This window comes from Psychrobacter halodurans (genome assembly GCF_017498075.1).
GTDB classification, from domain to species: Bacteria; Pseudomonadota; Gammaproteobacteria; order Pseudomonadales; family Moraxellaceae; genus Psychrobacter; species Psychrobacter celer.
Genome location: NZ_JAGBKN010000021.1, coordinates 14,593 through 36,379, shown reverse-complemented (window position 1 = coordinate 36,379; position 21,787 = coordinate 14,593). Strand labels below are relative to the sequence as shown.

Here is a 21,787-nt window from a genome sequence, read left to right as displayed (position 1 = left end):
GGCTGATAATAGCCGATGCTTTAGCGTATTAATTGGGTCAATTATGCTACAATAACGACCGAAAAATTCACACCAGTTATTATCAAAGTCATACACGCTAAGGGTCCTCATGAGCATCAATGCCGCCACTTCTACCACTACCGAAAACCAGCCATCAGCCGTGCTCAATACTGATCATCCTTTTTGGCAGATCATTCGCACCGTACCAGACTTTCCAAAAGTCGGCATTGATTTTTATGACATAACCCCGTTACTGCGCAGTCACGTTGATGCAGTCATCGATGCGCTGCTGGCCGCCTTACCAGAAGGCTGTTTGGATGAGGTTGATTGTTTGGGGGCGGTCGAGGCGCGTGGATTTGTCTTTGCCAGCTTGTTGGCAGGGCGCTTGGGTAAGGGTATGATATTGCTGCGTAAGCCTGGTAAGTTGCCGCCACCTGTGGCCAATAAGGCCTATGCGCTCGAGTATGGTAAAGACACCCTTGAGATGCAAAACAATCTACCGCCTGAGCGGGTATTGCTGGTCGATGATATTTTGGCAACGGGTGGCACCTTGAACACCGCTTACGAGCTTTGTCGCTCGGCAGGTCATACTGTGGTCGGGGCGCTGGTATTACTCGATTTGGCGGCGCTGCATGGAGCGTTTCCAGTACCCGTTTATACGGTACTAAAAGCCTAAAATCAAAAAGCGCGCTGATGCTGATATAATCAGCGCGCTTTTTTTCAACATAGCTATTTAAGATACATGGCATTTAAGATATATAGCATTTAAGATATATAGCATTTAAGATATATAGCATTTAAGATACATGGCATAAAGCCCATGCTAAATTAAGCCGTTTTTTGTTGTTCGTGGTTTTGGCAGCTGTATTCTACGAGGGCGCGTCCGATCGTCTTAGGGCTGGTGATTTTGAAATCTTTTGTGGTCAAAATGGGTTTGTCTGACTGCCAAGACTTTATGACTTTGTCATTGGCCGCGTAATTGACATAAGCACGCCGATAGTAACTGGCGTCTTTACAAGAGATCAGTAGCTGCTGATCACTATGATGGATGGGTTTTTCTTTAAAGAGCGCTGTTTCTGCATTTTCTTCTTTTGCAGCTTCTTTGTCTTTTGCTATATTTTTTTTGGCTTGCGTTGGGTAGGTTCGACGGATTGAGACGGTGATATTTTCGACACGCTTTTCATCTATGATGCTAATATCAGAGCGCTCGATAGAATCTAAGTCCACACTAAAAACCGAGCCAGAATGACTCTCGGACACCTCTGACCAGTTCACTGCTTGTGCGCTGAGTGCCAAAGCACTGCCTGCCAATAACACTGATAGCCGTTTCATACTTAAGCCTTGCTTCTGGTTGTTTGAAGTAGGCCATAATAGCCAAGTTGTTATCGGCAGGCAAATATCTTTTATGACAGGTCACGGCCTGACAAGTTACTCACGGATGGCCGCTAGTGTCTTGGCCAGCTCATCACGAGCAGTGATAAAGCCATCAATGCCCTTTGGTAGCAGGTCTTGTGTCACGGTGTCTTGTTGGTAGGCGGCGCTGAATTCTTCGTGAGTTAGACTGACGCGGGTCATCTCGTCTAGCGCCATAGACATGCTGGGCGATAGCTGACGCTCTACTTGTGTGTCCATGGCGGCAAGCTCGTCGATAAGGTTTGGCGCGATGGTCAATAAATCACAGCCTGCCAACGCCAGTATTTGCTCAGTAGAGCGGAAGCTTGCGCCCATGACTTGAGTGCCATAGCCGTGCTGCTTGTAGTATTGATAAATCAGCTTGACCGATTGTACGCCCATATCATCGGAGGCGGGCACGTTTTGGCGGTTTTGCTGGCGTTTTTGCCAGTCTAAAATACGGCCTACAAAAGGCGAGATCAGCGTCACGCCAGCATCAGCACAGGCAATGGCTTGATGCTGACCGAATAAAAGCGTCAAGTTACAATGGATGCCTTGGGTTTCGAGGTAGCGCGCCGCCTCGATGCCCTGCCAAGTGGCGGCCATTTTGATCAAGACGCGCTTAGGATCGATTCCTGCCTTTTGATACGCCTCCATAAACTCCATGGCCTTATCGATCGTCGCTTTGGTGTCATAAGACAAGCGCGCGTCGACTTCGGTAGACACTCGTCCCTCGATCAGTGCCAAAATATCACAGCCGACTTGGACGGTCAGTGCGTCTATGACCGCATCGACATCGCCATTATGGCGACTCATGGTCTCTGCCAGCATGCCTTGGTTGTCAGGGTGGATGAGGGCTTTGGTGATCAAGCTTGGGTTGGTGGTAGCATCGATGGGTTTTAAGCGCGCAATGGCGGCCAGATCGCCAGTATCAGCGACAATGGTGGTCATGGTACGAAGCTGTTGTAATGCGCTCATTAGAGATCCTTTTTTTTAGTGACGTGATGTTATCAATCACAGGGTGGTTTTGTTTTTGTCGTAAGATGAGGGATTGGCATTAAACTGTAACATAGTTTTGAGCCTCTGTTGCTTCATAGTGTGATGGACGACAAGAGACAAGGGCACAACTGTGCTATAGTCAGGTCAATATTAGCTGAATTGACGACATCAGCCTTCTCACTTGCTGACGCTGTACCACAATTATTTTGAATCGACTATACTATGGACGAGATGATATGGGCGAGCTGATAAGAGTGGCGCGACATTACATGCGATTGCACACGATTACACGTGGGCACTGCGCGCCGTTTTTGTTATAGTAGAGCCGGCCAGCTGTTATGCGACAGTGGTATGAGCAGCTTGAGGTATTATTGATAAGTCAAAAAATGGCATGGCAAAATCGGATAAGAGCAAAAGCAGACGGTGTCTTGATAGACTATTGTTTTATCATGTCGCTATAGCAAGCTATTAACACCGATGATGTCAGACCCAATAGCTAAAAACTGGCCAAAAATTTCAACAGTAAAAAATCTAAAAAGGATGGGCGGTAATGAGTGAGCAGTCACCAGAACAACATATGAATAACTCCAATCAAACCACGACAGACACAAACGATGCCGCAACCGAAAAAGCGTTTTTGGATAATATTCGTCAAAGTATCGATGCAGTAGACTGCAAAATTCAAACGTTGATCAATGATCGTGCCAAATTGGCTCAGCAAGTGGCTGTCGTCAAAAAAGAACACCTCGCGAGTAATGTCGCCGCCACGACCGACAGCAACCCTATTTTTTATCGTCCAGAGCGAGAGGCACAAGTACTAAAAGCCGTCATGGAGCGCAATACTGGCCCTATCGCTGACGAAAAAATGGCCCGTCTGTTTCGTGAGATTATGTCTGTATGCTTGGATTTAGAAGCACCGCAGCGCATTGCGTTTTTAGGGCCTGTCGGTACCTTTACCCATGCAGCTGCGCTCAAACACTTTGGCAAAGCCGCGGATACCGTGCCGATGACCACCATCACCGATGTGTTTCGCGAAGTCGAAGCGGGCACAGCGATGTATGGCGTGGTACCTGTTGAAAACTCTTCAGAAGGGGTGGTCAATCACACGCTAGATGGCTTTTTGTCCTCTTCATTAAAAATCATCGGTGAAGTTGAGCTGCCTATTCACCAAAACTTCTTGGTCGCGGAGCACACCAAGGTCGATAGTCTCAGCCGTATTTATTCGCACCAGCAGTCACTGGCTCAGTGCCGTCATTGGCTTGATGTCAACTTTCCAAACGTCGAGCGTGTGGCGGTATCGAGCAACGGAGAGGCGGCGCGTCGCCTCAAAAACGAGTGGCATTCTGCTGCTATCGCGGGGGACGTTGCTGCAGCAGAGTATGATTTGCACAAGCTGTATACCAACATAGAAGACAATCCTAGCAACACCACACGTTTTCTGATCATCGGTCACGAGGCGATTGCGCCATCAGGTCAAGACAAAACCTCTATCGTGGTATCGGCACACGACAAAGCAGGGGCGCTGATCGAAATCCTAAAGCCACTGTCTTATCATGGTGTATCGATGACCAGTATCGAGACGCGTCCTGAGCGCCCGAATAAATGGGCTTATGTGTTCTTTATCGATATGAATGGTCACATTGATGCGCCAAATGTGAGCGCGGCGATTGCCGATATTCGTCCACTGGTAAAAGATTTGCGTATACTTGGCTCATACCCCAAAGCGGTATTGTAAGCTGATCATCGGCCGCAAATGGATCATACTAAGCAGTAGATGTGTCATCATCTCTAAGGATAAACCATGGCATCACCTCAAGCGACATCATCAAGTTTAGCTCCGCTCACCTCTGCGTATGACAGTATCTTAGCGCTGACGCCTTATCAGACTGGCAAGCCGGTCGAGGAGCTGACGCGCGAGTATGGGGTTTCTGATGTCGTAAAGCTGGCCAGCAATGAAAACCCACTGGGCTGCTCGCCGCATGTGACATTGGCGATTACCGAGCAGCTGGGTCAACTGGCACGCTATCCTGATGGCAATGGCTATTATCTCAAGCAAGCGCTGGCGGATTTCAATCGTGTGGATGTTGAGCAGATTACCCTAGGTAATGGCTCCAATGATCTATTGGATCTCTTGGCGCGTGGCTTTGTCAGTTGCGACGATACCATTGTGTATAGTCAGTATGCCTTTGTGGTGTATTCGATGCTGGCGAAGATACAAGGTGCTACTGGGATAGAGGTGCCCACGCCGCGGTTTGGTCATGACTTAACGGCCATGCGTCAAGCCGTCGCCGACCATCCAAATACCAAGGTTGTGTTTATTGCCAATCCCAATAACCCAACAGGCACTCAGCTTGGACAAAAAGAGCTACGTGAGTTTGTCACTAGCGTGCCAGCTTCGGTACTGGTGGTACTCGATGAGGCGTATATCGAGTATAGCCCTGAGAGTAATAATAGGGCGCTGCTTGATGAGTTTGACAATGTGGTTATCGTTCGTACGTTTTCTAAAGCTTATGGGCTGGCGGGTCTGCGCGTGGGCTACGCGATCAGCTCAGTGCCAGTCGCAGATTTATTAAACCGTATTCGTCAGCCATTTAACGTCAGCCGTGTGGCATTGGCCGCCGCCGCTGCTGCACTTGCCGATCAAGACTTTATCGAAGCCACTCGCTTGAGCAATGCTGAGCAAATGCGCTGGTTAGAAAAACAGTTTGACGCGCTAGGGCTGGGTTTTATTAAGTCGCATGCCAATTTTATCATGGTAAAGTTCGAAGTCGAGATGGAAGACATCAACGCTATATCTATCCATCAAGCATTGCTAGAGCAGGGGGTGATCGTACGTCCTTTGGCCGCATATGGACTCCCGAACTGGCTGCGTATCACGGTAGGTCTGGCTGAAGACAATCTGCGTTTGATAGATACGCTACGCTCGATTTTGACCGAGGACTGAGCGTTGGCAACTGATAAAGAGGGCGGACCAGCCCATCTGAATCCCGATAATGTCATGGCGCTCATGCAGGCGTGCCTTTGCGACTCACGGTAGTTTGTGAAATACAAACTACCGTGAGTCGCCATAAAAAAGATAAAAAATAAGAATCCTATGCAATCCTCTTTTGATAAAACCCCTTTATTGTTCAAACAAGTTTGCGTGATCGGTCTTGGGCTAATTGGCGCAAGTCTCGCCCAAGCCATCAAGGACAATGGGCTAAGCGAGCGCTTGGTTGCGGTCGATAGACATGTGCCAAGCGTGGATGAAGCCATAAAACATGGCTTGCTCGATGCTGGTAGCACGCGCTTGACTGACGTAGTGGCAGGCAGCGACTTACTTATCATCGCCGTACCGGTGCAAGCGGTGCAAGCCGTATTTACCGATATCAAAGCGGCAATGGACAACGGCCAGCTGGCTACAGATTGTATCATTACGGATGTCTGTAGTACCAAGGTCAATATCATTGAGGCAGCAAAATCGGTATTTGCTGCACTGCCAACGGGGTTTGTACCCGCGCATCCGATTGCTGGGGCGGAGAATTCAGGGTATCATGCCAGACGCGCCAATTTGTTTGTCAACCACAGCGTGATAATCTGTGAGCTCGCCACCACCAGCTCTTCTGCAATTGCAAAGCTGCAGCAGTTATGGGAGGCAGTGGGTGCGACTGTCATGCCGATGGCCGCCGATCATCACGATGCGATATTGGCACATACCAGTCATTTGCCGCACCTACTGGCGTTTAATCTGGTCGAGCAATTGGCGAGTCATGATGACAATTTGGATATGTTTCGCTATGCCGCTGGTGGATTCCGCGACTTTACCCGTATCGCTGCCAGCGATCCTAAGATGTGGCATGATATATTTTTTGCCAACGAGCGCGCGATTATCAGCGCCCTTGATGAGTACGGCGTCTATCTACAGACCATGCGTCAGCTTATCATTGATAAAGATTCAACCGCCCTGATGGGGCTTTTGGGCCGCGCGCAAGCCGCACGGCGACATTTTGGCCATATGTTAGCCAGCACCCCTTATACGGATACCTCTGCTATGTCAGCTTCTTATAATATCACCCCTAGCAACACCGTCTCTGGCACTATTACCATTCCTGGAGACAAATCTATCTCGCATCGCAGCATCATGCTTGGCAGTTTGGCCACAGGTGTGACCAACGTCACTGGATTTTTGGAAGGGGAGGATGCGCTGGCTACCTTGCAAGCATTCCGTGACATGGGTGTAAGCATCGAAGGCCCTGATAAAGGCAGATTGACCATTCATGGCGTCGGTATGAATGGTCTAAAACCCAGCAAAACACCACTGTATATGGGCAACTCAGGCACCAGTATGCGCCTGCTAGCCGGTATCTTAGCCGCCCAGTCGTTTGATAGTGTGTTGACAGGCGATACCAGTCTGAATAAGCGTCCGATGGAGCGGGTGGCAGCACCGTTACGTGACATGGGTGCGGTGATCCAAAGCACGGGTCATGATGGTACCGCGCCGCTAAGCATCACTGGCCGTGATACGGTTGGCCAGCCGCTGCAAGGGGTAGAGTATGACATGCCAGTTGCTTCTGCTCAGGTGAAGTCTTGCTTGCTATTGGCGGGACTGTGGGCAAACGGCACCACGACGGTCATCCAACCTGAGGTTAGCCGTGATCATACCGAGCGTATGCTCTCAGCCTTTGGCTATCCTGTGACCGTCGATGGCAATCGTGTCAGTATCGAAGGCGGTGGTACGCTCACAGGTGGCGATATCGCCGTGCCTGCGGATATCTCTTCTGCCGCCTTCTTTATGGTCGCCGCGGCCATCAGTCAAGGTAGCGAATTGACCCTAACGCAAGTGGGTATTAACCCAACTCGTACCGGCATCATTGATATCTTAAAGCTGATGAATGCTGATATCAGCCTAAGTAATGAAACCCATGTGGGCGGCGAGCCAGTGGCTGATATCACGATACGCAGCTCAAACCTGCAAGGTATTGATATCCCAGAGTATCTAGTACCACTGGCAATTGATGAGTTCCCAGTACTGTTTATCGCTGCCAGTTGTGCGCAAGGTCGTACAGTGTTGACTGGTGCCAAAGAATTGCGCGTCAAAGAGTCCGATCGTATTGCTGTGATGGCAGATGGTCTACAAACCCTCGGTATTGATTGTACAGTGACTGAGGATGGTCTGATCATTGAAGGCAAAGGTATTGAAGGCAAGGGTAGTAATGCTGACAGCAATGAAGTAAATAACAGCCAACCTGTTTTTGGCGGCGGACATATTACCTCGCATCATGACCATCGTATCGCCATGAGCTTTGCGGTTGCTAGCTTGCGCGCATCCAAGCCGATCACCATCGAAGGCGTTGAGACGGTCAATACCAGCTTTCCAGGATTTGCCGAGCTTGCCAATCAAGTAGGCATGTCTATTGAGGTTCACGATAGCCGCGCCTAACAGCGTTAGGACTTTTACCAGGTATTAAACGCCATAAGGGTTCAAATACCGTTATCGTCAGCAATGCATTGATACTGTTATGAGTGTCAATGCATTGCTTTTTCACTTTTATTCTATCTGTAGTAACCCTGTGCTTTTGCCGCTCGCCTAAATACGCTCATCATCAGGCGCAGTCTGCAACAGTACGCTTTGCTCTAAATTAAGTTGTACTGACTTATGACCACTCAAAATGTCATCAAAAAACCCGTGACGCCTATCAAAACCACCAGACGTGGTATTGTCACCGCGCTTATGGCCTTTTTTATCTGGGGCGGGTTTCCTTTATATTTTAAACAGTTGGCCGCCTATGACGCCACTGAGATCATCGGACACCGTATCGTCTGGACCTTTGCTTGTCTGCTGCTTGTCTTAGTCGTCACCAAACGCTGGGGCTGGATAGACACTTTAAAGAAAAACCCTAGGTGGATTGTGTTTTCGCTGATATCGGGTCTGATCATTGCCACCAACTGGCTGACCTATGTTTGGGCGGTCAACCATGACCGCATACTTGAGGCCAGTTTGGGCTACTTTATCGGGCCACTGGTAGGGGTGGCGCTCTCGATGATTTTGTTCAAAGAGCGCTTGCGGACACTGCAATGGGTGGCGATTGGTTTTGCGCTATTGTCTGTGATTATTCAGGTGGTGATGATTGGGAGCTTACCTTGGATTTCGCTGATACTGGCGTTTAGCTTTAGCACATATGGTACCATTCAGCGGCAAACACCGCTGAGCGCCATCGATGCGATGTTTGTGGAGACGACGATGCTGGTACCGATGTGCCTGTGGTGGTTTTGGCAGGCCGATGTGGTGAGTAGTCAGATCAGTTTTTGGTTGTCATCAAACATTTGGCTATTGATGCTGGCAGGCCCCATCACTTTGATACCGCTATTGTTATTTAATAAATCAACCAAGCTGGTGGCTTATAGTATTTTAAGTTTTATGAACTATTTGACACCGACCTTTATTTTCTTTTTGGCAGTATTTTACTATAAAGAGCCATTTGACTTACACCGTTTGGCCGTCTTTGGCTTGATTTGGGTTGGTCTATTGTTGTTTAGCATTGACTTGTGGCGTCATCGCCCAAGTAAGATGCTAAAGGCTGCGCGTTTGCGCCAAAAAGCATGATCATCTGTCTGCTTCAAACTCCCTAAAAAACCAGTAAACAAGGATAAAAGCATGTTGCATACTCAGTCTGACGTGGTATTTGTCAAAGGCTTGACGGTAGATGCCGTCATCGGTGTCTATGAATGGGAGCGCGCTATCACTCAGCCGCTGCAGATCGATATCGCACTTGAGACGGATATCAGTGCTGCTGCCGCCTCAGATGATGTACAGGATGCACTAAATTATAAGGCAGTTTGTGATGATGTCAGCGAGTGGTGCCAAGCCATTCAAGCAAAGCTACTTGAGCATCTGGCTGAGCAAATCGTAGATAAACTGCTTGCCAAATACGCTTGTCATAAAATCACGCTGAGCATGGCTAAGCCGACGGCAATCAAACACGCAGACGCCGTTGGGGTACAAATCACCCGATCTGCAAAAGCCAGTCATAGCGAGCAGCCTGCTAGTCAAAGTCATGATGCATAAGACGCCTAAAATGTTTACGACGTATGAGAAGCATAAAGGTCTGGCTGGTGTGAATCTTGCGGGTCTAGAGATACATACGCCTGAACAGCTGCAAACGCACGCGGTGACAGCAGTGGTACTGGCTTTGGGCAGCAACTATCACGCTGACTACTATTTGCCTGATGCGCGTGGAAAACTGGCCACATTTGGCCGTATGCAGCTCTCTACGTCTTTTCAAAACCCTGACTTTACTGCCACTCAAGAGCAGCCAAAGCCTGACTATACCAATCAGTGTGCGTATTTATCTTTGGATACGGCGATGAGTTTGCAGGAGCTACAGCAGGCTTTTAAACTCATTGAAAGTGATTGCCATCGGCAGCGTTTAACAGAGGGGCAAACCTCTATAAAAAAAGTCACCATGGATATTGACATTTTACTTATACAAACTGGTCTTAACAAAAATAGCCTAAGCAATAAATCAATATCTGCAAAAATAGTAGAGTATTCAGAACAATGGATAATAATGGCGGATCGTTATCCATTCAAAGCACACGAGACAGCAGGGGTTGAGGAGCTGATTTCAAAGAGCGGTCTTATCGGTTAAAAGGCTTTAAAACTTTTCCAAACACCAAAAAAAGCTGGGCAAAATACCCAGCTTTTATGGACATTACGCTTACTACTGCGCTGTCAAACCACCATCAATAACAAACTCAGCGCCCGTCGAGTAGCTTGAGTCATCTGATGCTAAAAATAGCACCATGTTGCTTACTTCCTCTGGCTGCGCCACCCGCCGCATCGGAATGGTCTTGGCAAAGGCCTCAACCGCATCTTTGGTATCGCCTTGCATAATCATCGGGGTAGCAATGACGCCGGGATGAATGGAGTTGACGCGAATACCGTGCGGGGCGCACTCTAGCGCTGCCGCCTTTGTCATACCGCGCACCGCAAATTTAGAATCGGTATAGCCGATAGCACCGCCAACCAAGCCATTAATCGATGAGATGTTGATGATCGAGCCTTGTTTGGCGGCTTGCATCACTGGAATGACGGCCTTCATACCTAAAAAGACGGATACTTGGTTAATCTCTAGAATCTTGCGGTAGTCTGCGACCGAGGTGTCTAGGATAGATTTGTGTGTGGTGATGCCAGCATTATTGACCAATACATCGATTTGACCAAATTTTTCTTGGGTTGCGTTCGCGACTTTTGACCAATCCTCTTCATCGGTGACGTCATGCTTGACAAATAAGGCGTTATCACCAAGCTCCTTGGCCAGCGCCTCACCTTTTTCAGCGTTGATATCGGTCAATACGACTTTTGCGCCTTCTGCCAAACACAAGCGAGCATGAGTCTCGCCCATACCCTGAGCTGCGCCTGTAATGATGATAACTTTGTCTTGTAGACGTGCCATGGTATCTCCTAGTGTTATTTTATTTATAAGTATAGTGCATCTGGTTTAAAATAAGTTCGTCCTACGAGCATTCATTTTTCTTGTGTGCTGTGCCAACGCTGCTCGATGCTGCGCAAAATGCATACCAGTAGCACGTGATATCAATTGTGCCAATTTTATGTGCGATTGACTATATTAAAAGAGTATCAGAGGCTACGGTAGGTCATTAGGACTTGTTTTTTTCGTCAGTCAGCTCTTCCATGTCAGAGAGGCCGATCACATCTAAATCTTCTAAACAAAGCTTGTCATACTTCTTTTTGCAAAAATCAGGATCAATCTCGCACATGGCGGTTTGCAGCTGATCTAGGCGATTTTCTGACTGCTGAATATGCTCAAGCATTTTTGCAAACGCTTCGGCCACTGGGTCTTGAGAAGAGGGGTCGATACCATAAGCTTGAAAAGTAGTGCGGCGCTTGGCTTTGGCCGATGTGCTTTGCGCTTGGTCTTTGCCGGTGTCGCCTTCGCCTGCTTGGGCTACTTTCTCTTGTTGTTTGGCGTCTTGGACTTTAGTGGCGATGGGGTTGCCTTTTTCATCGTGATGATCGGATATCATGCGCGCTGCGCTGCCGACCATGGTAGCGCCGGCTGGCACAGGTTTGACCACCACCGCATTTGAGCCGATTTTGGCATTTTTACCGACAGTAAATGGCCCCAAAACTTTTGCGCCAGCGCCTACGGTCACGCCGTCTTCTAACGTTGGATGGCGTTTGCCGTTATTCCATGAGACGCCGCCGAGAGTGACGCCGTGGTATAAGGTGACATCGTTGCCAATCTCTGCAGTTTCACCGATGACCACGCCGACACCGTGGTCGATAAAAAACCGCTTACCGATTTTGGCTGCAGGGTGAATCTCGATACCAGTGACGATACGCGAGCCGTAAGAGATCACACGGGCGGCCAGTTTTTGTTCGTGATTCCAGAGATAATGAGCGCCGCGATGCAAGATAAGCGCATGAATACCAGGATAGGTAAGAATGACCTCCAGACTATTGCGTGCGGCAGGATCACGGTTGAATACCGCATCGACATCTTCTTTTAGGTCTTTTTTGATGCTGGCAAGCGATTTGAACAATTTGGCTGGCAATGACATAAAGTGTCCTATCTGTTGGTCCGTTTATTGGTCGGTAAAGTATGGCGGTGTGGTCAGTGTTGGGTGCTAATCCTGATGCTTATTCTATATACTTATTTCTATGTACTTATTTCTATGTACTTACAATCTGAGCCATCCAATATAACACGCCCTAATAATAGCAGGCTATCGCTGGCCGACCAAACCCAAAAAATCTGTACTGGTGGCTTTTATTATGATGATTGGGGTCTATCTTTTAAAAGCTTGGCGATAAGTGCGCTTAACAGCTGATACTCTTTTTGATCCAGCTGTAAGCGCGAGCCGAGCCGCGATAGCCGCGCTGGTAATGATTTTAGATTTGTGCTGTCTGCCAGCCCCTGCTGCACCATCAGCGCTGTCATGCGCTCGGTCAACTGTTGCTGCTGCTGCTGAGTGATGGCCGGCTCATCCCACTGTTGGCGTAACTTCATATCAATCATCGAGCGTACTGCGGCTTTGTCAGAGTCAGCATCAGCCTTTGGGCTCGTCGCTGTCTGAGTGTGGGTTTGCGCATAAGCAAAGATGAAACTGGCAATCACTTGTACCGCTGAGGCGACATTAAGTACCGGATAGGCAGGGTTGGCATCGATTTGGATATGGTAATCGGCATAGGCCAGCTCTTCATTGGTCAAACCACGGTCTTCGCGGCCAAACAATATCGCGATATTTGGTTTGTGGGTGCCAGCAGTATTATCCTGTGCGGTCTCGGCCGTGGTCTGAGGCTGATAGGTGGATTGACTATCGATAAAATCAAAAATGATTTTGGCCGCTTGTGTGGGCGTGACGACAGGGCGCGGCATATGACGACTGCGACTGCTAGCTGCAAACACCAGCTGACAATCAGCGATCGCCGACTCTAGCGTTGGGGCAATCACAGCCGCTGACAGCAGTTCATGGCCACCTGCAGCGTGGGATACACTGGTCTCATCGATAGGCCGCTTGGGGTCGACGACTGTCAAGCGTGACAATCCCATCGTATGCATGGCCCGTGCCGCTGAGCCGATATTGGCAGGCAAGGTGGTATTGACCATGACGACCTGAATACAAGATAAGTAGTCGTCTACGCTTGTTGCTGGATGGTTGATTGGCATGGATGGCGTCGTTGTCACTGATAAAGGGCTTTGGCTCATTTATTGCTCCATGCGCTGTTTGATGGTTTGCTCAGCGCGTTGCAGCGCCGCTGCGATATCCTCGATCAGCGCCGCCTGCTCACTGATACGCTGCTCACGGCACCGCTCTTGGAGTTGACTACTAAGGCGCATCAGCTGGGTCGTCCCCAGATTAGCGCTGGCGCCTTTTAGAGCATGGGCAATCTCAAAGCCATTGGTATTATCGTTTTGTTGTTGCGCGATGCGTAGGCTGTGGATGCGCTGCTGGCTGTCAGTGAGATACACTTGAATCAAATCGGCAAAGTCCTCTTCGAGTAAATCACGCATGTCTTCAAATTGCTCATCATTGAGGATCTCTACAGTTTGGTCGGCGGTATTATTATGTGGGTTTTCATCCATGGTATTAGGTCCAATATTGTCAGTTAAATCAGTTAAATCAGTTAAATCAGTTAAATCAGTTAAATCAGTTAAATCAGTTAAATCAGTTAAATCAGTTAAATCAGTTAAATCAGTTAAATTACAAGCAATAAAACGGCTATCGTCAAGGGATAGAGTAGGCATCGCTATAGGAGGCCACGGCTAAAAGCCCAGCGTCAGCTATAATGAAAATGTAAGTTGTCCTCATTCACCATGCTTTTTAGTTGTTGCAAATTGTCATCATTTGGATAGATACGCCAATGCTCAGAGAGTCCTACATTGGCGATGCCATACGTTTCATAAATGCTCAGGCCAAGCGGCAGACAGTTATCATGAAAGGAGGCGTCAGTGTTACTCAGCGCATTATTGCTATAAGGGCTGCCATTTTGCAGCGCGTCTTGTTGCATGTCATGCTCTAGCGCCAATAAGTCATTGCCATCCTCATCATATAAGCTCCCACCCATCGCAGGATCGTAGTTGCCATTGAAGGTCGCATCGTCTGGCTCATCTTGCTGAGTCAAGCTAGGCGCGGGGATGATATCAGCTTGGGCGGACTTGAGTAGCGGCTGTAGGCGTGAAAGTAGGCGCGTGTCACTGCCGTGGATTTTGATACTGATTTTTTTGAGCCAACGCAGGCGTGCATCTACCATACTCATGGCATTATCTAGACGGGCAAATAGGCGTCCATCACGCTCCCGGATGCTGCCTTTGATAATGACCACTTCATCCACCTTCAGCTGGTCTTTGACGCGATTGAAACGCTCAGCATAGCAGCTGACCTCTAATCGTGAGGTGCCATCATCTAAAGTAATGACATTTCGATTGCCAAAGTTGGCAATATCGATAATAAGGCCTGCAAAGTAGCAGCTGCCGTTATAGCCTGTGTCTGTGAGCTTATCAAGGCGGGCGCCAGAGGTGTAGCGCTTTAGCTCATCCAAGTACTCATTGATCGGGTGCCCAGTTAGGTATAGCCCTAATGTGTTTTTTTCTGCTTTGAGGCGGTGCTTGTCACCCCAGATCAGCTCTGGCGTCATTTTGAGCGGTGGGGCGGCGACCACACCGTCCATCTCGCCAAACAAGTCCATCATGCCAAGCTCATTGTTTTGGCGGTCTTGCTCAGCGGCCTGTACTGCGCTTGGCAGCTGACTCATGAGTGCGCCGCGAATCTCGTAGGCGGCGTCACTTGGTAAGTCTGGTCGCAGCGTCGCGGCAAAGTCATCAAAACAGCCAGCACTAACCAGTGCCTCAAGCGTACGTTTATTGACTTTTTTGATATCGACACGGCGGCAGAAGTCATATAAGTCTTTAAACGGCCCACCGCGGCGGCGCGCATCGACGATAGACTCCACCGCACCTTCACCCACGCCTTTAATTGCGCCAAGTCCGTAAATAATATTGGTCGGCGTATCAGCGACAAAGTGCCACTCACTGCGGTTTACCGATGGATTGTCTACAGTCAAGCCAAAGTTTTCACGGCAGTCATTGATAAAGAACACCACGTTGTCGGTGTTGTTCATATCGGATGTCAGTACCGCAGCCATAAATTCGGCAGGGTAGTACTGTTTGAGATAAGCGGTCTGATAAGCAAGGACGCCATACGCGGCAGAGTGCGAGCGGTTAAAGCCATAACCGGCAAATTTTTCCATCAAGTCAAAGACGCCGCCTGACGTTGCTTCATCGATGCCTTGTGCGGTGGCACCGGTGACAAAAATATCACGCTGTTTGGCCATCTCTTCAGGTTTTTTCTTACCCATGGCGCGGCGTAGCATATCCGCGCCACCCAAACTGTAGCCGGCCATGACCTGCGAGATTTGCATGACTTGTTCTTGATAGACAATAACGCCGTTGGTGTTTTGCAAAATTGGCTCAAGGTTGGGGTGGTCATAAATGACCTCTTCGCGGCCGTGCTTACGGTCGATATACATCTCTACCATACCGGCATCGAGTGGCCCTGGGCGATAGAGGGCGCACATGGCGATGACGTCTTCGATATTAGTTGGTTGCAGTTTGGCCAAGTATTTTTTCATACCCATACTCTCTAGCTGAAAGACAGCCGTGGTCTTTGCTTCTTGCAAGAGTTTGTAGGTCTTTTTGTCATCTAACGGTAAATCTTCTAGTACCAGCGCGTCTTTGCCTTCGCGTGCGCGGCGTTGGTTGATGTTTTCGACCGCAGCATTAATGACGGTTAAGTTACGCAAGCCCAAAAAGTCAAATTTTACTAGACCGACATCTTCGACATCGTCTTTATCAAACTGGCTGACACGGTGACCCTCATCGTCACAGTAAATGGCGCTAAAATCGGTGATTTTATGCGGGGCTATGAGGACACCACCGGCGTGCTTACCGACGTTACGGCACACGCCCTCTAATTTGACCGCCATCTCCCAAATCTCAATGGCATCTTCATAATCCATATTGTCAGGATTGGAGATTAAGTCTTTGAGCTGTGGTTCTTGCTCGAGTGCTTGAGACAAGGTGATGCCAGGCGTCTTCGGAATCAATTTAGAGATTTTATTGGCCAAAAAGTATGACTTGCTTTGTACCCGCGCCACATCACGCACCACCGCTTTTGCCGCCATGGTACCAAAGGTGATGATTTGTGAGACCGCTTCACGGCCGTAAGTTTGCGCCACATAATCGATGACACGGTCGCGACCTTCGATACAAAAGTCAATATCGAAATCGGGCATAGAGACACGTTCAGGGTTTAAGAAGCGCTCGAATAATAGGTCGTAATGAATGGGGTCGAGATCGGTAATGTTGAGCGCATACGCAACCAAAGAGCCGGCACCAGAGCCGCGACCTGGCCCCACAGGGACGCCATTGGCCTTGGCCCAGCGGATAAAGTCCATAACGATTAAGAAGTAACCGGGGAATCCCATAGATAAGATAATATCGAGCTCATACTCTAGGCGCTCATCGTACTGCTGACGAAAGTCGCTCCAGCTCTCGTCACGTTCTTCCACAGGAAAGAGCTTGTCCAATCGGTGATCAAGACCGCGCTGTGACTCTGCCCGAAAAAAAGACTCGATGGTCTCGCCCTCTGGCACAGGAAAGTCAGGCAACACGTTGATGCCTAGCGTTAGTGTCACATTACAGCGGGTGGCTAGGCGGATGGTATTGTCGACCACCTGCGGAATATCGGCAAACAATTGCGCCATTTGGTCTTGGGTTTTTAGATACTGCTCATCTGAATACAAGCGCGGACGGTTAGGGTCAGCCAGTACGTACGAGCCTGCAATACAAACGCGGGCTTCGTGAGCATCGAAGTCCTCCTGCTCCAAAAACCGCACGTCATTGTGGGCGATAATGGGCAGTTGATGTTTGGCACCAGCGTGGATAGCCGCTTTAATAAAAGCGTCTTCGCCTGAGCGGTTGGTGCGCTTGATCGCAAAGTACAAGCGATCAGCAAAATGCGCCTGCCACTCTGTGATCAGCACATCGGCATTTTCTGGCATAGAGCTGACTAGCGCATGTCCGACGTCTGATTTTTCGCCAAACAACACAATAACGCCCGCTGCGTGCTCTAAGATATGACGGCGCTTGATGACAGGGGTGCCGTGGTTGTCAGGGTCGGCGCGGCCTTCGGTAAAGCCAAGCGAGACAATACGGGTGATGTTTTGATAGCCTTCGTTGTCCATGGCCAGCAGCGTCAGTCTAGTGTCTTCATCATCCATGATAACTTCGCTGCCGATGATGGGCTTGATGCCAGCGCCAAGACAAGTGCGATAAAACTTCACCGTCGCGTACAGATTGGAGAGGTCGGTCAACGCCAGCGCACGCTGATTGTCAGCTGCCGCCGCTTTAATAAGCGGCTTGATGCGCACGATAGAATCAGTGATGGAGTATTCGCTGTGAATGCCAAGGTGTACAAATGCCATAGAGGACTCTTATTGGTGCGGTCAATAACAATAGGTTTTATTAGCGGGTTTTGCGTGGTTTATATGGGAAGTTTAGGCCGTAAAAGCCTTTGTCGCAAATGCTTAATTGAGCTGGACATCATAGCATTATTTGCTGTTGACAGCTACAGCTTCGGTGGGTGCCATAAGAAATAGCCTGTCTTTGCTGGCAGGTGCTGATATGAAAAAAGCCTTCTATACTATGCTGATATAAAAGGCTTTGAGAGGAAGTAAAACGAGGTTTTTTATCAATACGTAACGCTTATCAGATAAAGACTATAAGTAATATTCAGGTTGGATCTGATATGAATATTTGTTTAATACCCAACCACCGCTGCATCGACAATACGCGGATCAGAGGAGCCGTAAACACCATTTGGCGTTATCATAATCGATTGCGTTGAGCCCATAGTGGCTTTTGGACTGACCGTGTGTCCCATGGATTCTAGCTTTGTGATCGTATCGATATTCAGTGCTTTTTCTACTCGTATCTCATCAGGTAGCCACTGGTCATGGATACGCGGCGCGTGCGTGGCTTCAGCGATATTCATATCATGATCGATGACGTTGGAGATGATTTGAGTGACGGTGGTGATGATGCGGCTACCGCCTGGGCTACCAGTTACAATATACGGCTTATCGTCTTTAAATACCAGCGTCGGACTCATCGAGGATAGCGGCCGCTTATTGGCTTCTACGCTATTTGCCTCACCGCCTAGTAGCCCATAGCCATTTGGCGTGCCAGGCTTGGCAGAAAAATCATCCATCTCATTGTTTAGTAATATGCCTGTGCCGTCTGCAACCAGACCGGTGCCATAAGAGAAGTTCAGCGTATAGGTATTGGCGATTGCATTGCCGTCTTTATCCACGATAGAGAAATGCGTGGTTTGGTCGCTCTCGTAAGGCAGTGGGTTGTTGGCTTTAATCGTACTCGCTGGCGTGGCCTTGTCTGGATCAATCAAGGTGCGCAGCTGATCGGCATAGGCTTGAGAAGTAAGGCCGCTCGCTGGCACATCGATAAAGTCTGAGTCGCCCAAATACTCTGCACGGTCAGCATAAGCCAGTTGCATTGCCTCCGCCATCAAGTGAATGGTTTGCGCGCTATTGTGACTATAGTCTTGTAGTGGATAGCCTTCTAAAATGTTTAAAATCTGCACGATGTGAATACCACCAGAGGAGGGCGGCGGCATAGAGACGATCTTATAGCCACGGTAGTCGCCTGTCACAGGCGTACGAGCGATGGCTTCATAATTGGCCAAATCCTGCAAGCTCATGCGACCGCCAGCCTCATTAACGGCTTTGACAATACTGCGCGCGGTCTCACCTTTATAAAACCCATCAGCGCCTTGAGTGGCAATGAGCTTTAGCGAGCGGGCAAGCTCTGGTTGATACAAGCGCTCACCAGGTTGATACGCACTGCCATCAGGTTTAAAAAACACTTTTTTGGTGCTGGGCCATTTTTGCAGGCGATCGCTTAAGGCTTCTAGTGACTCCGACAAGCCAGCGGTGACTTCTATGCCATCTTCAGCCAGTGCGATCGCGGGCGACATCACTTGCTCGCGGCTCATGGTGCCATGGTCTTCTAGTGCTTTGAGCAGCCCTGCGACGGTCCCTGGTACGCCGACAGCTAAGCCATGAAAGCGAGACAAATCACTGACCGCATTGCCGTCCTTATCGAGATACATATCACGCGAGGCACTGCTTGGGGCTTTTTCGCGGTAATCGAGCGCCACCGTTTCGCCTTGCTTGGCATCATAAATCATCATAAAGCCACCGCCGCCGATGTTGCCCGCTCGGGGTAAGGTCACGGCCAAGGCAAAACCCACCGCAACGCCAGCATCGACAGCATTACCACCGTCTTTTAGAATCTGTGAGCCAATATCGGAGGCCAGTGCTTCTTGAGAGGCGACCATGCCGTTTTTGGCCCAGACGGGATGATGAATGGCGTCCTCGGAGTAAATGGCTGGGTCGGTTTTTGTTTTATTGGTTGTGGATGTCAGCGTATTGATTTTCGCTGGTGTGATGCGCTTGGTTTCAGACAAGACTGTCGGATTGTCGCTCATGATCGCCAGATTGATCGCACTGGTGTTGGTTGAGGTGTTATTTATCACATTGGCATCAGTTGGTGTTACTGGTTCAAGTGCGTGCGCTGATACAGATAGCAATAATGTACTGCTAGCAATGAGCATCGCAGATTTTAATGTGGTGATGATGGGTGATTGAGAGTGGCCAGACAGATTTGGCATGGCAAAGTCCTTTTTATGTGAGTGGTAAAGTGGCTAACGCTTGGGTATTTCATAAGTCTGAGTAAGAGGTTTTTATATATAAAAATACAAAATATGAGAGGGCAGGTTCTAATAGATAAAAACAATACAGACTTTTGCCTAGAGACGCACGCTAATATTACTAAATTGTAACGCTTTGTGTTATAAATATCATACGCGTTTATCCTTATTTGACCCATTAAATAAAGGCACCTTTATGTCATCTACTCATAGCAACCATCGCAGTCGACAGTCTGGCTGTAGGTCTCAGCTGCATGAGGCAACTGCGCCAGCGGCGATTTATCATAAAAACAAACATCGATATTTATCACGTACACTGACGGCGACCGGTTGTGCGCTGCTGCTTGGTGGTACGTCATTGGTATTGATGGGCTGTCAGACAAGCGCTGGCGTCTCCTCAGGCGCGGTATCAGATGCGCTCATCGACTTTGAGGTTGCAGACAGGGCGGTAAACCAAGCACAGAGCCGCGTCTTTACTGACCATTTACAAGCCAACTCTGCGCGCTATGAGCAACTGTTTGACCAGCAGAGCTATCCCAATACGGAGACTCAGGCAAAGACACGTTTGCTTGCTGCCATTCGTCAGCATCTCGCTAGTGAGCACGTGGCCGTCGCGCAGGCCAATTATCATATGGCACCCTTTATCGATCCAGACAGTATCGATGCTGGCGCGAGCAGTCTGCTAAAAACCATCATCGAAACTTATGCGTATCAAACAGAGCAAGCGATAGACGACGAGGCGGGTGATTACAATAGTGAGTTTGCTGACAGGAGTTTTGCTGACGATGCAGATGAAGCGTTTGCTGATGATGAGTATAGCGCCAATACTAAAGACGATGGGTTGATGCCGGGCGTGCCAGACGTCAAACCCAAGGCATTATTAAAGAGCTATGAAGCCATGCAAGCCGCCAAGCAGCAGCCAGTGGCGAGCGATGACAAACCGATGCCAACTACCGGCGTCATCGGTCAGATGCTTGCTATGTTGCATCGCACACCTGAACAAATCGCTGCGACCAACGCTTACCAATATCAGCATTTGACATTTAATAGCGTCAGCCAATTCAGGCCCAAACAGCGCCAGCTACACAGCGTCTATAGTTATGACTATGTCAGCCCAACGCTTAGCTCGTCCATACAGATACCGCTCGCACTGGATTTTCATGACAGTCGTATCACGGTAGACCCATCGGCCATCATGCCGATTGTGGCGCTGGCCAGTCCTGAAAATACCCCGCTGCCTCAGGAGATGGCCTCTCGTACGGTCAGTTTTGGTCTGCCTAAGGGCATCACCGAGCAGCTGCCGCCTACGGTAGTATACGATGCTGCGCTTGCTGCGATACATAAGAGTATGGCGGAGCTGGCGCCAGAGTATTTCAGCGCCGTTGATATACGTGATGACGCATTTGCCAAAGAAGTGGGAGCCAGCCATGCCGTCAAGCTATATATCGGCAGTAAACAAGGCGGTGAGTTGGTCGGCAAAATCCTAAAATATATGACCCAGTCACTACAAGCGCATGTCGATGTCAATCCGTCACAGTATCCTGGTGGAGCGATGCTAAAAGCTGCACTCGCTAAGGCGCAGCTATACCATAAAGGCTATCAAAGCGCGGATGTCGGCGCACTGCTACAGCTGATTGAAGCGATCGGTCCCATCTCCTTTAATCAAACAAACTACTACTATTTGGATCGCGCAAATCAGCTACTGGCCAAGCAGCAACGGCTAAATGTCGGTAGCGATTTGATGGGTGCGACCACCAGCGTACTCAACCAAGTGCGTTATGATAAAGCCAGCTTTAACGACCATGCGCTCACACCTTTATTGGCCGAGTCTTTTGGGGCAAATGCCAAGCCTGCCATCGACGGCAACGCGTGGCTTGCGAAGATACGCCAACAAAAAGACAGACTGCAAAGCGCTCGTTATGCACGCTATGACTATGAGTATAATGATGAAGATCGTTATGATGCTGATAATACTGATGAAGAGGGTGGCGTTTATCACAGTGGTAATAGTGAGGACTGGAACGACAGCGATGAGGCATTGTATGACGATGCGGCCAAGTATGGCATCGATAACAAGCTAGCGGATCAGTAGGTCTGTCTTGTT

Annotated in this window: 16 protein-coding genes; 8 read left to right on the top strand and 8 right to left on the bottom strand. The window is 49.0% G+C overall.

What is annotated here, in order from left to right; genetic code table 11:
- The first annotated feature begins 109 nt into the window (after positions 1-109).
- Positions 110-676 (top strand): adenine phosphoribosyltransferase, encoded by a 567-nt coding sequence (locus J3491_RS09570; RefSeq protein ID WP_207970051.1) that lies wholly within the window; start codon positions 110-112, stop codon positions 674-676.
- Between the two features lie 152 nt (positions 677-828).
- Here J3491_RS09570 and J3491_RS09565 read toward each other — a convergent pair whose 3' ends face one another.
- Together J3491_RS09565 and J3491_RS09560 are read right to left on the bottom strand one after the other, a co-directional pair.
- Positions 829-1,332, bottom strand: a complete 504-nt coding sequence (locus tag J3491_RS09565) for a hypothetical protein (RefSeq protein WP_207970050.1) — start codon at positions 1,330-1,332, stop codon at positions 829-831.
- 96 nt (positions 1,333-1,428) lie between these two features.
- Positions 1,429-2,370: a transaldolase gene (locus J3491_RS09560; RefSeq protein WP_207970049.1), complete on the bottom strand. Its 942-nt coding sequence runs from the start codon at positions 2,368-2,370 to the stop codon at positions 1,429-1,431.
- Between the two features lie 571 nt (positions 2,371-2,941).
- Here J3491_RS09560 and pheA point away from each other — a divergent pair.
- From pheA to J3491_RS09530, 6 genes are all read left to right on the top strand, one after another.
- Positions 2,942-4,126 carry a prephenate dehydratase gene (gene pheA / locus J3491_RS09555; protein WP_075102351.1) on the top strand — a complete coding sequence of 395 codons (1,185 nt, stop codon included), beginning with the start codon at positions 2,942-2,944 and terminating at the stop codon, positions 4,124-4,126.
- 66 nt (positions 4,127-4,192) lie between these two features.
- The gene (hisC, locus tag J3491_RS09550; RefSeq protein ID WP_207970048.1) at positions 4,193-5,335 is read left to right on the top strand and encodes a histidinol-phosphate transaminase; all 1,143 of its coding nucleotides are present in this window, start codon (positions 4,193-4,195) and stop codon (positions 5,333-5,335) included.
- 150 nt (positions 5,336-5,485) lie between these two features.
- The gene (locus J3491_RS09545; RefSeq protein ID WP_207970047.1) at positions 5,486-7,810 is read left to right on the top strand and encodes a bifunctional prephenate dehydrogenase/3-phosphoshikimate 1-carboxyvinyltransferase; all 2,325 of its coding nucleotides are present in this window, start codon (positions 5,486-5,488) and stop codon (positions 7,808-7,810) included.
- Positions 7,811-8,026: 216 nt separating this feature from the next.
- Positions 8,027-8,974 carry an EamA family transporter RarD gene (rarD, locus tag J3491_RS09540; protein WP_075102354.1) on the top strand — a complete coding sequence of 316 codons (948 nt, stop codon included), beginning with the start codon at positions 8,027-8,029 and terminating at the stop codon, positions 8,972-8,974.
- 51 nt (positions 8,975-9,025) lie between these two features.
- A complete protein-coding gene (gene folB, locus J3491_RS09535) occupies positions 9,026-9,436 on the top strand; it encodes a dihydroneopterin aldolase (protein ID WP_207970046.1) in 411 nt (136 codons plus the stop codon).
- Positions 9,437-9,446: 10 nt separating this feature from the next.
- On the top strand, positions 9,447-10,019 hold the full coding sequence (locus J3491_RS09530; protein ID WP_207970045.1) for a 2-amino-4-hydroxy-6-hydroxymethyldihydropteridine diphosphokinase: 573 nt from the start codon (positions 9,447-9,449) through the stop codon (positions 10,017-10,019).
- 72 nt (positions 10,020-10,091) lie between these two features.
- On the opposite strand, the gene J3491_RS09525 is transcribed toward J3491_RS09530, so the two are convergent.
- The 6 genes from J3491_RS09525 to ggt all read right to left on the bottom strand — a co-directional run bounded on the left by J3491_RS09525 (position 10,092) and on the right by ggt (position 19,644).
- A complete protein-coding gene (locus J3491_RS09525) occupies positions 10,092-10,826 on the bottom strand; it encodes a glucose 1-dehydrogenase (RefSeq protein WP_075102356.1) in 735 nt (244 codons plus the stop codon).
- Positions 10,827-11,031: 205 nt separating this feature from the next.
- Positions 11,032-11,955 carry a serine O-acetyltransferase gene (cysE, locus tag J3491_RS09520; RefSeq protein WP_075102357.1) on the bottom strand — a complete coding sequence of 308 codons (924 nt, stop codon included), beginning with the start codon at positions 11,953-11,955 and terminating at the stop codon, positions 11,032-11,034.
- Between the two features lie 212 nt (positions 11,956-12,167).
- Entirely contained in the window at positions 12,168-13,064 is an 897-nt protein-coding gene (locus J3491_RS09515; RefSeq protein WP_243456305.1) for an RNA methyltransferase, read from the bottom strand.
- A gap of 39 nt (positions 13,065-13,103) precedes the next feature.
- The gene (locus J3491_RS09510) at positions 13,104-13,481 is read right to left on the bottom strand and encodes an Hpt domain-containing protein (RefSeq protein ID WP_207970043.1); all 378 of its coding nucleotides are present in this window, start codon (positions 13,479-13,481) and stop codon (positions 13,104-13,106) included.
- A gap of 194 nt (positions 13,482-13,675) precedes the next feature.
- The gene (dnaE, locus tag J3491_RS09505) at positions 13,676-17,380 is read right to left on the bottom strand and encodes a DNA polymerase III subunit alpha (RefSeq protein WP_207970042.1); all 3,705 of its coding nucleotides are present in this window, start codon (positions 17,378-17,380) and stop codon (positions 13,676-13,678) included.
- 335 nt (positions 17,381-17,715) lie between these two features.
- Positions 17,716-19,644 (bottom strand): gamma-glutamyltransferase, encoded by a 1,929-nt coding sequence (gene ggt, locus J3491_RS09500; protein WP_207970041.1) that lies wholly within the window; start codon positions 19,642-19,644, stop codon positions 17,716-17,718.
- A 235-nt stretch (positions 19,645-19,879) separates the two neighbouring features.
- Here ggt and J3491_RS09495 point away from each other — a divergent pair, with 235 nt between their 5' ends.
- A complete protein-coding gene (locus J3491_RS09495; protein WP_207970040.1) occupies positions 19,880-21,775 on the top strand; it encodes a hypothetical protein in 1,896 nt (631 codons plus the stop codon).
- Positions 21,776-21,787 lie beyond the last annotated feature (12 nt).

What these genes read in the sequence shown, in the direction of transcription:
- J3491_RS09570 (WP_207970051.1), top strand. Translation starts at nt 110, where the DNA reads ATGAGCATCAATGCCGCCACTTCTACCACTACCGAAAACCAGCCATCA.
- J3491_RS09565 (WP_207970050.1), bottom strand. Translation starts at nt 1,332, where the DNA reads ATGAAACGGCTATCAGTGTTATTGGCAGGCAGTGCTTTGGCACTCAGC.
- J3491_RS09560 (WP_207970049.1), bottom strand. Translation starts at nt 2,370, where the DNA reads ATGAGCGCATTACAACAGCTTCGTACCATGACCACCATTGTCGCTGAT.
- pheA (WP_075102351.1), top strand. Translation starts at nt 2,942, where the DNA reads ATGAGTGAGCAGTCACCAGAACAACATATGAATAACTCCAATCAAACC.
- hisC (WP_207970048.1), top strand. Translation starts at nt 4,193, where the DNA reads ATGGCATCACCTCAAGCGACATCATCAAGTTTAGCTCCGCTCACCTCT.
- J3491_RS09545 (WP_207970047.1), top strand. Translation starts at nt 5,486, where the DNA reads ATGCAATCCTCTTTTGATAAAACCCCTTTATTGTTCAAACAAGTTTGC.
- rarD (WP_075102354.1), top strand. Translation starts at nt 8,027, where the DNA reads ATGACCACTCAAAATGTCATCAAAAAACCCGTGACGCCTATCAAAACC.
- folB (WP_207970046.1), top strand. Translation starts at nt 9,026, where the DNA reads ATGTTGCATACTCAGTCTGACGTGGTATTTGTCAAAGGCTTGACGGTA.
- J3491_RS09530 (WP_207970045.1), top strand. Translation starts at nt 9,447, where the DNA reads ATGTTTACGACGTATGAGAAGCATAAAGGTCTGGCTGGTGTGAATCTT.
- J3491_RS09525 (WP_075102356.1), bottom strand. Translation starts at nt 10,826, where the DNA reads ATGGCACGTCTACAAGACAAAGTTATCATCATTACAGGCGCAGCTCAG.
- cysE (WP_075102357.1), bottom strand. Translation starts at nt 11,955, where the DNA reads ATGTCATTGCCAGCCAAATTGTTCAAATCGCTTGCCAGCATCAAAAAA.
- J3491_RS09515 (WP_243456305.1), bottom strand. Translation starts at nt 13,064, where the DNA reads ATGCCAATCAACCATCCAGCAACAAGCGTAGACGACTACTTATCTTGT.
- J3491_RS09510 (WP_207970043.1), bottom strand. Translation starts at nt 13,481, where the DNA reads ATGGATGAAAACCCACATAATAATACCGCCGACCAAACTGTAGAGATC.
- dnaE (WP_207970042.1), bottom strand. Translation starts at nt 17,380, where the DNA reads ATGGCATTTGTACACCTTGGCATTCACAGCGAATACTCCATCACTGAT.
- ggt (WP_207970041.1), bottom strand. Translation starts at nt 19,644, where the DNA reads ATGCCAAATCTGTCTGGCCACTCTCAATCACCCATCATCACCACATTA.
- J3491_RS09495 (WP_207970040.1), top strand. Translation starts at nt 19,880, where the DNA reads ATGTCATCTACTCATAGCAACCATCGCAGTCGACAGTCTGGCTGTAGG.